Annotated in this window: 15 protein-coding genes; 2 read left to right on the top strand and 13 right to left on the bottom strand. The window is 60.0% G+C overall.

The genetic code is table 11. The features are described from left to right. Positions 1–384: 384 nt before the first annotated feature. From NKJ08_RS03980 to NKJ08_RS04015, 8 genes are all read right to left on the bottom strand, one after another. On the bottom strand, positions 385–2,028 hold the full coding sequence (locus NKJ08_RS03980) for a N,N-dimethylformamidase beta subunit family domain-containing protein (protein WP_352781378.1): 1,644 nt from the start codon (positions 2,026–2,028) through the stop codon (positions 385–387). A gap of 83 nt (positions 2,029–2,111) precedes the next feature. Further along, positions 2,112–3,113, bottom strand: coding sequence for an ABC transporter ATP-binding protein (locus NKJ08_RS03985; protein ID WP_352781379.1), 1,002 nt, complete (start codon positions 3,111–3,113; stop codon positions 2,112–2,114). Beyond that, positions 3,097–4,119: an ABC transporter ATP-binding protein gene (locus NKJ08_RS03990; protein ID WP_352781380.1), complete on the bottom strand. Its 1,023-nt coding sequence runs from the start codon at positions 4,117–4,119 to the stop codon at positions 3,097–3,099. Before NKJ08_RS03990 ends, NKJ08_RS03985 begins: the two co-directional genes overlap by 17 nt. Continuing rightward, positions 4,116–5,048 (bottom strand): ABC transporter permease, encoded by a 933-nt coding sequence (locus NKJ08_RS03995; protein WP_352781381.1) that lies wholly within the window; start codon positions 5,046–5,048, stop codon positions 4,116–4,118. Before NKJ08_RS03995 ends, NKJ08_RS03990 begins: the two co-directional genes overlap by 4 nt. Then, positions 5,045–6,019: an ABC transporter permease gene (locus NKJ08_RS04000; RefSeq protein WP_352781382.1), complete on the bottom strand. Its 975-nt coding sequence runs from the start codon at positions 6,017–6,019 to the stop codon at positions 5,045–5,047. The genes NKJ08_RS03995 and NKJ08_RS04000 overlap by 4 nt, the downstream gene beginning before the upstream one ends. A gap of 46 nt (positions 6,020–6,065) precedes the next feature. Further along, complete coding sequence (locus NKJ08_RS04005) at positions 6,066–7,730, bottom strand: ABC transporter substrate-binding protein (protein WP_352781383.1); 1,665 nt, start codon at positions 7,728–7,730, stop codon at positions 6,066–6,068. Positions 7,731–8,055: 325 nt separating this feature from the next. After that, positions 8,056–8,769, bottom strand: a complete 714-nt coding sequence (tnpB, locus tag NKJ08_RS04010; RefSeq protein WP_352781384.1) for an IS66 family insertion sequence element accessory protein TnpB — start codon at positions 8,767–8,769, stop codon at positions 8,056–8,058. 145 nt (positions 8,770–8,914) lie between these two features. Continuing rightward, the gene (locus NKJ08_RS04015; RefSeq protein ID WP_352781385.1) at positions 8,915–9,181 is read right to left on the bottom strand and encodes an IS66 family insertion sequence element accessory protein TnpB; all 267 of its coding nucleotides are present in this window, start codon (positions 9,179–9,181) and stop codon (positions 8,915–8,917) included. Positions 9,182–9,351: 170 nt separating this feature from the next. Between NKJ08_RS04015 and NKJ08_RS04020 the strand changes: the two genes are divergently transcribed. After that, positions 9,352–9,684: a hypothetical protein gene (locus NKJ08_RS04020; RefSeq protein ID WP_352781386.1), complete on the top strand. Its 333-nt coding sequence runs from the start codon at positions 9,352–9,354 to the stop codon at positions 9,682–9,684. Positions 9,685–9,697: 13 nt separating this feature from the next. Here NKJ08_RS04020 and NKJ08_RS04025 read toward each other — a convergent pair whose 3' ends face one another. Together NKJ08_RS04025 and NKJ08_RS04030 are read right to left on the bottom strand one after the other, a co-directional pair. Next, positions 9,698–10,717: a nucleotidyl transferase AbiEii/AbiGii toxin family protein gene (locus NKJ08_RS04025; RefSeq protein ID WP_352781387.1), complete on the bottom strand. Its 1,020-nt coding sequence runs from the start codon at positions 10,715–10,717 to the stop codon at positions 9,698–9,700. Further along, positions 10,707–11,123, bottom strand: coding sequence for a DUF6088 family protein (locus NKJ08_RS04030; protein WP_352781388.1), 417 nt, complete (start codon positions 11,121–11,123; stop codon positions 10,707–10,709). Before NKJ08_RS04030 ends, NKJ08_RS04025 begins: the two co-directional genes overlap by 11 nt. Positions 11,124–11,530: 407 nt before the next feature. Here NKJ08_RS04030 and NKJ08_RS04035 point away from each other — a divergent pair, with 407 nt between their 5' ends. Beyond that, positions 11,531–12,097 (top strand): hypothetical protein, encoded by a 567-nt coding sequence (locus tag NKJ08_RS04035; RefSeq protein ID WP_352781389.1) that lies wholly within the window; start codon positions 11,531–11,533, stop codon positions 12,095–12,097. A gap of 152 nt (positions 12,098–12,249) precedes the next feature. Here NKJ08_RS04035 and NKJ08_RS04040 read toward each other — a convergent pair whose 3' ends face one another. The 3 genes from NKJ08_RS04040 to NKJ08_RS04050 are packed head-to-tail and all read right to left on the bottom strand — an operon-like array spanning position 12,250 to position 13,038. Further along, complete coding sequence (locus NKJ08_RS04040) at positions 12,250–12,696, bottom strand: IS1096 element passenger TnpR family protein (RefSeq protein ID WP_352781390.1); 447 nt, start codon at positions 12,694–12,696, stop codon at positions 12,250–12,252. Continuing rightward, positions 12,614–12,856 carry a plasmid pRiA4b ORF-3 family protein gene (locus NKJ08_RS04045; RefSeq protein WP_352781391.1) on the bottom strand — a complete coding sequence of 81 codons (243 nt, stop codon included), beginning with the start codon at positions 12,854–12,856 and terminating at the stop codon, positions 12,614–12,616. Before NKJ08_RS04045 ends, NKJ08_RS04040 begins: the two co-directional genes overlap by 83 nt. Before the next feature lie 5 nt (positions 12,857–12,861). Beyond that, positions 12,862–13,038, bottom strand: coding sequence for a hypothetical protein (locus NKJ08_RS04050; RefSeq protein WP_352781392.1), 177 nt, complete (start codon positions 13,036–13,038; stop codon positions 12,862–12,864). Positions 13,039–13,432: the final 394 nt, after the last annotated feature.

Below are 13,432 nucleotides of genomic sequence, written 5' to 3' on the forward strand. Positions count from 1 at the left end.
TCGTATTCACGGGCCTGCGGTTTTCTGAGGCAGAGGCACTGGAGGCACTCGAAGCCCACCCCCGAAATAAACTCAATCGGGACGCTATTTTTTTGCGCCGACGAGTTTCTTTGGTTCCATGCTACCACCTTTCTGCTTGGTATTGGGAAAGGGAAACCCAATCTTGGATTAAGCGAGGGAATCGCCGGGTCTCACAGGCTGCACTTGCTCAGATTACCCTTTAGCGATGCTTACCTTCAAACGTGTGACATCATCCGCAACGAACGCGCCCACGCGCAAGTAGGCTCAAGGATCAAGAGCAGCCTGAGCCTGCGCAAGGTCGTTGCTTGCTCGCGTCATGGCGGTATGCGTGAAGCACCGAGCTGCTGACCGTCTCTGATTCGATTATCGTGTAAATCGATCCAATACATTGCGCGTAACATGAGAGGTAGCCGGGTCGTTTTGCTGAAGTCCCGCTACCCACTCGCAGCTGCCAGCGTGGAACACAGAGCCGAGCCCCTTCTGGAATGCGACAATCATTCCAGACCCCCGAGCGGCTGCTGCCCGGGCTCCCTCCGTTGCGACACCGTAGCGTCGGAGCGCAAACCCCCCCAAGTCTTCGTCACCCCATTTGAGGCTCTCACCCTTGCGGCCGTAGGCCTGCTCTACGTTAGAGGCGAGTCCCATCGCCAAAATCCTTAGACCGTATGGTGTCTTCATGCGGGCGCTCGGGCGTGGAATGCCGTCAATCATCTCGTAATCTAATCCATCGACCTCATAACCAAAGATTTGCGCCTCGGCGCCGATGACATCCCCGTACCCCAAGTAAAGTCCCTCAAACGCCCAGTGGTTAGCGTCGTAAATAGTGAATCCTCCGGATCCACGGGCTACATTTCCACCGACGCCCGCAAAACAACCGTATTCCGAACTAAGACCAAAGGTTTGCTCCCCAGGCCAGCCAATCCGCGGATCGGACCAATCGGTCGCCACGCGACCTTCATCCTTGGTGCCCGCGAGCGGATCTTTCTCGGATACCCTATCCTTGTAGCATACTTGGGTGATTCCGCCGTCTTCCAAGCGAATTTGAAAATGGAAGTTGCCGGCGAAGCGCGCCACATTTCCGCCGCTCTCTATATACTGCTCGATTGCTTCACGCATCTCCCAAGTCCAGTATTCATCATGGCCGACAAACACGACACATTTGTATGCAGATAAGAGACCCGGGTCTTCGATCATATCAGCCTGAGAAACGACATCGACGCCAAGCCCTTGAGCCTCTGCCCAGCACAGGAAGGGTCGCTCATAACTCGCCCAGCCAGCGCTGCCGCAAAACTTGCTGAAGCCTCGTGAAAACGCGAACTCATCCTGAAGATAGCGGGGTGGCGATCCGATGGCCGTCGGTTGTTTCGCGGCTCGCCGCGGCGCGCCCGGTGGCAGCCAGAGGAAGCCCCTCGCCCAAGGGCGATGCAGAGTAACCTTGGGTGCAAATTGCCAACCGTCAGTTAAATTATGACCATAGTAGTGACTGTAGCCGCCCCAATCGTTGTAAGCTCTCCACGTACCTGTAGCCGCGACCAGAAGAATTTCTTGCTGCTGATCTTTGCGGGGCAAAACAAAGAAACCATGCTCCTGCTCTCGATGCACGTCGCCTTTGCTTGCCACACTCGTGACAATATAGAATCCTGCTGGTGCATCATCGGGAACTCGCCATGTCTGGCTCTCAGGCCAGTCGCAACCCCGCTCGTAAAATCGATCGCGGAGACCCACTGATTTCCCACTTATGCCTTCTAGGTGAGCAAGTTTCTGCGGCCTGATACCATCGCGAACGATACTAATATCGAAACGCTCTGCGGTGGTGCTGGTGTGGAATCGCACCGTCTCGCCAGGCCGGTATGACATTCGGTCTGTATATGTAAATACTTCTAGATAGGCGGGGTCCTGGAATACAGTCTCATAGTACAAAGTCTTCACCCCATCGAGACCCTGTCGCCTAGGAACAAAATTAGATGGCATCTGTTCGGGGAGTTCGGCGCTCACTTTTTTGCTCACCACTTTCCTCATAGCGTTCTCGTCTGCTCATCGCACATGACAGGCCTTGTCATGCGTGAATGCAATTCACATTGCTGGAACCCTCACTCAACGCGCCAGCAGGCAGCCATATGCTTTGGTCCTACCTCGACGGCAGGCGGTTCCTCTTGCCGGCAGCGATGGAAGGCGAGCGGGCAGCGGGGATGGAAGCGGCAGCCTTTCGGGATGTGGGCAGCGCTCGGCACCTCGCCCTGAAGGGCCGGCAACTCACGGCGGTGGGCATCCGGGCGGACCTTCGGCGTGGCGTCGCGCAGCGCGATTGTATAGGGATGGCGCGGGTTCAGCGTGATCTCATCGGCCGTACCGATCTCGACCAACCGTCCAAGATACATGACCGCGATTCGGTCGGCGATCAGCCAGGCGACCGGCAGGTCGTGGGTGATGAAGAGAAGCGCCAGGTTCCGCTGCGCGCGGAGTTCCGTGAGGACCTGGAGGATCTGCGCGCGGATCGATACATCGAGCATCGACACTGGCTCGTCAGCGACGATGAGCTCGGGCTTCACCGCCAGCGCTCCGGCAATCACGACCCTCTGGCGCTGTCCGCCCGAAAGCTCGTGCGGAAAGCGAGCAAAGAACTCGGCCGGAGGATTGAGCCCGGCAGCTGCTAGGGCCTCGCTCACCCGCTCGGTGAGCTGATGGCTGTTCTCCACCAGCTTGAGCGAGCGCAGCGGCTCGGCCACGACGTCGAACACGGTGTGCCGCGGGTTGAGCGCCTGATAGGCGTCCTGGAAGATCATCTGCACCCGACGCCGATACGGGCGCAGCGCCTTGAAGCCTTGCGCCGAGGTCATGTCACTGCCCTCGAACAGCAGCCTTCCGCCGGTCGGCTGCACCAGCTTGGTGACAACACGGCCGAGCGTGGTCTTGCCGGAGCCAGACTCTCCGACGACAGCGACGATCTCTCCACGGCCGACAGTGAGGTCGATCCCGTCGACCGCGCGCACCCCGCCGCTCTGCCGCCCCAGCAGGCGGTCGAACACACCGCCCTGTATCGGGTAATGGACTTGAAGGTCCTCGAGACGCAGGACTTCAGTACCGTCGCGCATGGGCCGAGACCTTCTCTAAAGGCTGCACATGGGAGTGCAGGTGACAGGCCACGCATCCCCGCTCGGTCCTCTCGAAGTCGGGGATTGCAGCCGCGCAGATATCCATGGCGGAGGGACATCGGGGGTGGAAGGCACAGCCCGACGCGCGGGTCTGAAGATTGGGGGGATCGCCCGGGATTGATTGGACCGCCCGGTTGCCGCTCGCCGGATCCGGGATCGACGCGATCAGCAGCCGGGTATAGGGATGCCGGGGTGCGGCGAAGATATCGGCCACGCGGCCCTCCTCCACGATGCGACCGGCATACATGATCATCACCCGATCGCAGGCCTCGGCCACCACCGAGAGGTCGTGGGTGATCAGGACGAGACTGAGGTTGAGCCGCGCCCGCAGCTCTCCCAGCAGCTTGAGGATCTGCGCCTGGGTGATGACATCGAGCGCTGTCGTCGGCTCGTCGCCGATGACGATCGACGGGTCGCAGGCGAGCGCCATGGCGATCATCACCCTCTGGCGCATGCCACCTGAGAGCTCGTGCGGATAGGCCGTGCCTCGATCGGCCGGGATACCGACGAGATCGAGCAGTTTTATTGCCTTCGCTCTCGCCTTGTCGCGCGACAGGCCGAGCTTTAACATGCAGGGCTCGGCAATCTGGTGAACGACCCGGTGCACCGGGTTGAGCGCATTCATCGCCCCCTGGAAGATAACCGAGGTCTCGCCCCAGCGGTGGGGCCGCATCGCCACATCGTCGTCGATCGGAAGCTGCTCTCCTTTATAGCGAACCGTACCCGCGCTGACTGCGGCATTGGGCGGCAGCAGGCCGGCGATTGCCATGGCCGTCGTGGTCTTGCCACTGCCGGATTCCCCGACCAGCGCCACGGCCTCGCCGGGCTTGAGCTCGAAGCTCACGTCGCTGATCGCGGGCAATGACGTGCCGTTCAGCCTATAGTTGACAGACAGTCCGTCGAGCGACAGAAGCGGCGCGCTGCCCTTTTGAGCGTGGTCTGTCATGGGATCACCCGCCGACGTGGATTGAAGCTGTCGTCGAGCGCATTGCCGACCAGGACGAACCCAAGCGAGACCGCGAGCACGCAGACGCCCGGCGCCCCGAGATACCACCAGGCGCCGACGCTTGCGGCTCCGGCGCGCTGCGCCAGATAGAGCATTGTGCCCCAGGACGGCTGCAGGGGATCGCCCAGCCCGAGAAACGAGAGCGCCGTCTCGGTATAAATCGCGCCGGCGACGACCAGGGCGCCATTGGCAGCGATCTGGGGCACGAGGTTGGGAAGGATATGCCGCATCATGATACCGAGGTCGCTGCTGCCGACCACGCGGGCCCGATCGACGAACTGACGTTCCCGCAGCGTCAGCGTTTGGCTTCGCACGATGCGCGCGACAAACCCCCAACTCGTCAGGCCGATGACCAGGATGACCACGCAGAGCGAAGGCCGGAAGCCGAGGATCGTTCCCCCACGCCCGAAAACCTCGAGAAACACCGGCGTGATGATCAACGCCAGCACGAAGGTGGGGACGATGAAGAAGAAATCCGTCAGGCGCATCAGCCAGACGTCGATCCGGCCCCGATAGTACCCCGACATCATGCCGATCGCTGTGCCGACGATGAGGCTGATCAGGGTCGCCACCAGCGCGATCGTCAGCGAGACCCGGGCGCCATGGACGACGAGATTGAGCACATCACGCCCGACCTCGTCGGTCCCAAGGATATTCTGGGCATTGGGCGGTGCGAGGAAGTCCCCGGTTGCATTGACCGCCGTCTGCAGCGGACCGACAAGGAGGCGTGGGACCGCCGCTAGCACGACAACGAAGGCAAGGATCGAGAGGCCGATCCGCGCGCCGACATAACCGGTGAACTTGCGCAGGAAGGCTCGGGTCGCACGCAGCCGGACAGGCGCGGCGAGGTTTGTCGCAGTTTCGCTCATTGTCTCACACGAGGGTCAAGAAGGCCGTAGGTCAGATCGGCCACGGTGTTGGCGATCACGATCGACGCGCCGAGCAAGAGGAAGATGCCCTGCAGGACGGGATAGTCCCTTGCGTTGAGCGCCTCTACCGTCAGCCCACCGATCCCCGGCCAGTTGAATACGGCTTCGACCGTGATGGCTCCCGCCACGACATAGCCGAGGTTGAGCGTGATCAGGGTCACGACCGGCAACATGGCATTGCGGAAGGCGTGACGCATCAGCATCTGGCGGCCAGTCAGTCCCTTGGCTCGGGCGGTGACCATGTAGTCTTCGGTCACGACGTCGCTCATCGCGGCCCGGGCGACCAGGACATATTGCCCGCCCAACCCCAGTGCGAGCGTTGCGGCCGGCAGCACGAGATGCCGGAGACGGTCGGCGAGCCAGCTCAGTGCACCCCCTGACCCACCCGTCGGCGAATAGGCTCCGTAGCCGGGAAACCAGCCCAGGGTCGTGCTGAACAGCAGCACCATGAGCATGCCGAGCCAGAACACCGGCGTGGAATAGAGCGCCAGGGAGGTTCCCGTGGTCACGTTGTCGATGGCCCCGCCACGTCGCCAGCCGGCATAGAGGCCGAGCATGACGCCGGAGACGATCGCGAAGAGTTGCGCCACCCCGACCAGGGCCAGGGTGGCCGGCAGCCGCGCCAGGAGCAGGTCGGCAACCTGCTCGCCCCTGAACTGGAAGCTGTAGCCCAGGTTCCCATGGAGCGTTGACCACACGTAGTCAACTGCCTGCTCCGGCAGCGGCTTATCGAGCCCCCACTCCCTGCGCAGCCCATCGATCTGCTGCTCGGTCACGCTCGAACGCGCCCCGGCCAGCAGAAGCTGGGCGGGGTCGCCCGGGATTACTCTGAACAGGAGGAAGTTGAGCGACATCACCATCAGAAGCGTCACCAACGCCCTAAGGAGAATGCGTCCGATGCGTCGGTTCATTGGATGTCTCTTACTTTTCGTTCCGATCGAAGCAAGGAACCCGCCCTCAGACCGGCTTCAGCCGATCGAACGGGAAGTAGGAACTCATCGACACCATTTCATCATCCGGGCCCCACCCTACGAAGCAATCGTTCCGACGACGGGCCTCAAGCACGAATGGGTAAGCCAGCATGAGGTAGGGTGCCTCTGTGTAGATCAGACGCACCGCCTGATCGACCAATTCCTGGCTCTTCTTGAGATCGACCGTGCGCTCAATTTGAGATAGCAGTTCGTCGAACTTGTCACTGGCCCAATAGGAAGTGTCCCGGGCGCTCTTCGCGCTGCCCAGGGTTAGCAGAAGGGAAGGAAATGGCGATAGCCAGCGCGACCCGACATACAGGTCCCAGCCGCCGCCGCCCTTTGCGGGTGAGCCCACCCGGGCCCCGAGTGCGCCGGAGTCGAGCTGCGTCACTGAAACCGGAATACCGATTTGTCCAAGCCAGGCCGCGATCAACTGCACGGCTGCAAGCGGGATTGGCAGGTTGCCTGACTCATTTCCAGAAGTGATCAACTCGAGCTGGAAGCTCTTTCCCTCCTTATCCTGCCGAACGCCATTGCTTTCTCGATAACCGGCCGCATCAAGCTTCCTGCCCGCTTCGGCAAGATCGAAATGGCGTCGGATGTCACTCAGGTCGGAGTAATAGTCGGCGGCCACCGGCGGGATCAGCCCGACGCCGGGATCGGCATGACCGCGATAAGCGCGCTCGACGAGAGCGTTCTGATCGATCGCGTAACCGATCGCGTCCCGAAACGCCGCGTCCTGCAGGGCCTTGGTGCTGCCTGCGCCTTTGCCGGAGGCCGTGTTGAAGGCGAGAAAATCCGTCTGCTCGACGCGCGACTGGCCGACGACAATGTCGGGATCCTTCGAGAGATCAGCCCACTGAGCGGCAGTTAAGCTCAAGCCATAGTTGAGGCTGCCGCTCTTCAGGCCCTGGGCGATCGGATCGGCAGTATTGAAGACGTTGAAAATCATCTCTGCCGTCGCCGGCTGCCCCGTACGGAAATATTTGTTCGGGGTGAGACGGGCGAACTGACCCTGCTGGAACTCGGCAACGATCATCGGTCCGGTACCGACGAGCGGCGCATTGTTGTGGAAGGTGCTGCGCGCCTGAGCGTAACTGATGTCCTTCCAAACGTGCTCAGGAACCATCATTATCCAATTGTCGACTGGCCATCGGGTGGGGGCCTTGGTCACGATCTGCAGCGTCTCGTCGTCGAGGGCCGTGATGGACGCTATGTTCTCCAGACCGCCTGTGTTGTTCCAGCCGACGTTCAGTTCGTCGGGCTGGCCTATGGAACCCTTTAGATAATTGTAGGTGAACGCAGCGTCCCTGGCCGTGGCGGGCTGGCTGTCGGACCATTTCATGCCCGGCCAGATCTTGAAGGTCCACGTAAGCTGGTCGTCGGCAACAGTCCACTCCTTGGCAAACCCCTTCCGATCGGGATGACGCTGGGCATCTACCCCAACCAGAAAGTCATAGGTATACCCAGTCGGCCAGTACGAACCCCATGTGGCGAAGGGGTTCAGCGTGTCGGGAGCGGCGATTGCCCCAACGCGTACCACGCCATCACACGAGGCGGCGAATGCCGCCGACCGGATGACAAAAGGTGCCGCAGATCCGGCCAGGAGTGTCTTCAAGGCCGCACGACGATTGACTGGCATTCTATTCATTCTGTCCTCCCGCTTGGCAACGTTTAGGTTTGTTCTCGCCGCATTTCGAAAGTGCCGTACACTCCGACACGCGTCGCATATGAAATGAATGTTTCTTTGGAACGCGGTTCTACATAGAACCGCTCAAGACTCGGAAAACCCACTGATTGCGTGATCATGGATACGGTCGAGCACATCGGCCAGGTAGGCCTGCGGGTCGATGCGTGCGAGCGTTTCGGCGCCGGGCATCGGCCACCCAATTCTTCCGCAGGGCTCGTTCGGCGGCATTTGTTGTCCATGGCGACGCGGCCGTTTACAAGGAAGAGGCAGAATGAGGGCCAGCGGCTCAGGCCATACCGGAAGGCTTTCGCCAGATCGCTCTTGCCGGAATGCGGGTGAGGTGCGCTTCGATCCAGACGCGGAATGCCTCGACCTTTGCTTGACTGTGCCTTTGACGGGCGGCAAGGCGGACATTGGCAGGCTGACTGCAATGTCGCGCTCGATGTCGAAAAGCGCACCGATACGCGGTCGAGAGCCTCGAGCGCGATCCGGATTTGTTCGAAGTCCAGATATCATGGAAGTCGCGTCGCCAGGCCGCCTCTCGAAAGCGCACACTGCCATCCGCTCCAGGCTCATAAAGCTTGTCGTAGCCCTTGTAACCATCGGCCTGAAGGATGCCACTCGCATACAGGTGGCGGTGGACGTGATCTTCTTTCCAGTTCGGGGCAAAGTAGTAGACCGCGCCCGGCGGAGCAGCGCCCGCCCTGGCAATGCGCAGCCGCAAGCTCAGGATCAACTGATCATGCACTTGCAACGTCCCCGACATCCTCGCATTTTCTGCCCGCAAGGCGGCGATCATCGCCTTCAGCAAGGCAGGATCGTCGGGAAGATTCTCGGCTGTAGTTGGGCGTCGCCAGTCAATCCCTTCCCACAACATCGCCATTTGCGCTGACGTCAGTCGAGCCGTCCCATCGGCCGCTGATGGCCACGCAAAGCGGCCTTTCTGCAAGGTCTTGCAATAAAGACAAAACCCCTGGCCATCAAAATAAAGAAGCTTCAAACGGTCGCCACGTTTGCCCGAAAGGCGAAGACAGCTCCTACCTCGGCTTCTGGCGTACCCTGCGTCAGTGCAGCCAAGCGCTCGATCCCTTTGCGCATCGTTACGCCGCAGGCAAGGTAGACCCGAACGCCAGTTCCCGGTCCGATCATGCTGCCTCAACCGAACGGATCAGCCGCGTCAGAATGACGGTATCGATGTCTTTGTCAAAGCGAAGGTCCCGCCCGCGGCATAATTGCAGTTCGACCATGATGGACATGCCGGACATGTCGACGGGAAGGAACACAGGACCCGCCGACGGCAACAGGAGACCCTTCCTCCTCAGTTCAGCCCGCCGGGTGTAAATCTGCTGCCGCGTCACATCGAGCCGCTGCGCAACCTCAGTTACCGTCGCCCCGTCGACCCCGACCGACATGACGATGTCGAGCTTCTTCTCATCACCCCGCCGCCGACGCCGTATTTGCGACGATCGTTCTCTCCATACTGAAAGCCTGGCATTTCCCCGAGATCGACCGCGTTCACTTCGATGCCAAGACGCGCGACCTTGTCATCAACGGCAAAAACCGCACTTCGTTCGGCAAAGGCTTGCGCGCCATCACGCAGGCAGCGTTTACGATCAGCCTTCTCCAGTATTGCAGGCAATCCGACACCCCGCATCCCGGTTTCGTCGTCCTTGACTCGCCGTTGCTTTCTTACCGGGGCCCGGAAGGGGATGGCGACGATCTAAGCGGCACCGACCTGAATTCACATTTTTTCGAGTTCCTTGCGAAGCTGGAAGACGACAGGCAGGTGCTTATTATTGAGAACACCGATCCCCCATTGGATGTTCAGGCCTCAGAACAAGCGGTCAAATTCACGAAGATCGAAGGCGTTGGCCGCTATGGGTTCTTCCCGGTCGATTCCGCGCCAGCCCCTTAGTCAAGGCTGGTCCTCAGGCTGCCAGCAGCTTGGACATTTGACGCGCCCGGAGAAATTCCGCGCGCTGTGTGCATGACTCTGGTGAAATGACACCCCTGGAAAACCAACGCCCGTTGAAAAACTGTGCGTGGCGTATCCGTTCGGCGAACCTATGTACCTTCTCGAAAGCTGATGCGAATTCAGGTTTTTCGCCATAAACCATATCACCGAGCAGCTTCGCATAGCCCTCGGCGAACTTTGCGTCTTTCGACAAGAGCTCGAACGTACGGAGCGTTTCAGCCTTTGGGTCTGCCTTGTATGCAGGATAGTCGTCAGCACGGCCTTCCGCTTCAGCCTTCATCGTTTGTAAAGCGATCGCGGCCGCCTCATCCGCATCATAGTGTCCGTCCATGCGTGACAAGTCGTAGACGTGACGAACAAGGGTGTAGTCGAAGTTTCCCAGCCCTGACAAAGCCAAACCGGCTCGACGCCCAAGCGCAACGAACTTGTCCGCTGCAGTTTCGACCAGTCGTACGCACGCGACATCTGTGGCCTCGGCAGCAGCGCGATTGGCTTCAGCGACAAAGGATGAGACCGAACGCTTTTCAGGTGCAGTGCAAATAGGAAACGCGGAGATTTCGATCTTGATCTCCGGGCGCAAAACACCCTCTCCCCTGGCGATGGGCTCATAGGGCAGATCGTACCGGACGTATCGGTCGTTCTGCTTGACCGAGTAGTGGCCCCCTACCGCGAACCCAGCCGCTTCGAGCCTATCGTTCACCTCGCCCCGTAGACGCTTGAGCGCGCCGCGCGAATTGGCCTTTTCGCTTACGACGCGCAGGTCTATGTCCTCGGACATCCGTTCGAGCAGCCGATAGGCGCGCCCAAGCGCTGTTCCCCCACCGAACGCCATACTCAGTCCATCTACCTGCACATCGTGTATGGCAGCCAAGGCCCGAACGACAAACCAGTCCTTCTCGACCAGAGCCGGCGAAGGAAGGCGAAAGAATTCCTGCACCTCCAGAAGAGTTTTCTGGTCCGGCCTATCGTTCAACCCGAAGCTCCACGCGGCCATCGGTTAACCGTCGGCTGAACCGCGCTTTGACTTTCACTGTCGGGTTCACTGGGATCTGAGTGGAACGGCCTTCATTGTAGGCTTTTGTGCTTTCACTCTGCTCCCAAGGCACACCAAGCTTGTTAAGTGCCTGAAGTGCCGCGCTGTGGAAGCCGTTGGAACTGGAGACCATGAGCCGGCCCGATATGCGCGATCGCATCGCGCGGGCGTAGACACCGTAACCCAGCTTCATCAAAGCCCCATCATGGACCAAGGACCTGAGCGCGCGTAGAACCTGGTCCTCACCACTGAGATCAGCGAAATCTCGCGGAAGAAAGACATCGGTCTTTTTCGTTCTTGTGACGCGGCTCTGGATTTTCTGTTTCAATGTCTTCGGCTGGTGCATGGTCAACTTCTTTCTGCAAACACCCGACACACATATATGCAAAAACCCGACACGAGACAAGAGCTCGTGGCAAATCGGCCCTTCAGGTCGTCTAATCGAGCTCGTTCCGGGCGACCATTTCAGCGTCCCATCGGCCGCGGCACTGCAATGGGTGTATCTAACGGTTCATCCGTACGACGCCTCCGCGCAGATGGCGAGTATGCGGAAACTCGCCGATCACACACAAAGCTGGTGACCTCTCGGCACGGCTTGACAAGCTCGAACGCGAGACGTTCGTCGATCTTCGCAAGGAACGCTTGTTTGACAAGAAGGGGAGCATAAAAAAGTTGGGGCATCACGCGGCCATTTTCGCCTCGTTCGGTGGTGGTCGCCGTTCTTGACACCAGCGTTGGAAGTCGCTGTCGAGCGTGTCCGTCGAGGACGCGGGTTCGCAGTTGCATGAGAAGGTGAACGCCGCGCGGCGTCCAATGCATCTGCTGCTTCTTGGCGAAACGCTTCGCAATCACCTGGTTGACAGTAGACTCGACGAAGGCGGTCGAAACCACCTCGCCATAGCGGTGCCGCTCGGCGTAATTCGGAATGAGATCGGCGTTGTTGCTGATGTAGCGGCTGAACTCCTCCAGATATCGCCGCAGCTTGCGTACCTCTGGTGGTGGGTCGCGGATCAGATCGAAGCCATCGCTGAAAGCCTCAATCAGCTCAAGCGCTCAGCCGACGTTGCCGTGCCACAGATAGTGCCTCATGCTTTCGAGGGTCGCGACAGCCGCAGGCGCTGCGGCGCTGAGCGGCGGTGGCAGGCCGCGGGCCATCTGCTGGAGCGCTGTAATGCGCATGGTGATGGGGAAATAGTCGAGAACATGCTCCTCATTGGGGCGCATGTAATATTGAAGGTCTCCCAGATTGCAGGCGCCATCCGACATGAAGGTCACTTCCTGGTTCATCGCGACGCCTTGACCGACCAAAAGCTCGTGTAAGCGGCGCTTCGGCTTTTCGTCGTGCCCGGCCACAAAGCCAAATCGCCGCACCGGCCCGTCCTCGGGCACAGACTTGCCGACAATCACCTCGAAATTCGTCGGTCTGTCGGTCCAACTGCGCACATAGCCGCCATCGATCCCAATCTTTGCAGTCAGCCCTTGGTGAGCCCCGACAGTTCGCGTTTCAGAGCCGCATTCACCTCACGCCGGCTGAAGCGCTCGGGTTCGAAGGTGCGCAGCGGATCATCGTCCTCGAACTCCTCATCTTCCCCACGAAGTAGCCGATCGATGTCGCCGAAGCGGAGCCGACCGAGGAGCGCCGCATAGCCTGGTGGGCCACCAATACCTTCGGGCGGGCCGGCACGCGCGCCAGCGATGCAGACCGGATAGACCTTGCCGCCCTCCCGCTCATGCTTGGCCTCAACCCGGATCTCGTGTTCCCACAGATCGCCGAAATCATACTCGTAGACTCGTAGAGGATTCTCTGGCGCACGCGCAGTTGGAGATCGGCGAGTGTCACCTCGCGGCCCGCCGCGTCGTGGCTGAGCGTTCGCCGGTCCAAGTCGTACCATAATGCCGGCCGTGCAGCTTGAAAGCATGCAGATGACAGTCCTCCCAGCCCAAGGCGATCTGGATTGTTCGGTGCAGCGCGTAGAGTGTCATTTCTTCCGGAACGAGCAGCCGGCGCGATATCATCGGCGAGATTCGTCGCAAGCTCACTTGGAGTTGATACACTTCGGAATTTGCAACACCGGACATGGCCCTCAGGCTAACGCAGAGCCGACGAGACCCCCAACTTTTTTATGCTCCCCATTCGCCTCCGACAACGACAGACCGAGATCCCCGGCGCCCTTCGTCACCTTCACCAGATCGGCGACGGTTTCGGTTGCGATCGTCTCCCCATCGTCAACCATAATCTCCAGAACCAGCCGCGCCCGCATCTCATGTCCTCGCAATGAGTTTTCCAGAATGACCGGAGTGGAGAACTGATTGCGCCCATGACGCCCGTTTCTCCTCTGCGGCCTGCCGGAAAGGCTGATAAAGACCGTCAGTTAGCAATCCGAAAAGCGTCTGGTAAACCGGCATGACCTCGATTAAGGCAGGCCGCAAATGCCGTCCCAGGCATTGCTTTCGAGCATCAACATTCGCGGTGATGATGCCGCCCTCCTGGCGGCCAATCTTCTTTCGAAAGATCAGGTCGCCAGGCTCGTCACATCTGCTGGTGCATGAGGATCAGATGTTCGCTCTGCCGCAGGCGATCATTCACTTTCCGCCGCTCGAACGACTGGCCCAGCAGAGTAGCTCGGCCTTTGATCCGAAAGAGCAATTCCTGCA

The organism is Mesorhizobium sp. M0244, from assembly GCF_040321795.1.
GTDB lineage: Bacteria > Pseudomonadota > Alphaproteobacteria > Rhizobiales > Rhizobiaceae > Mesorhizobium.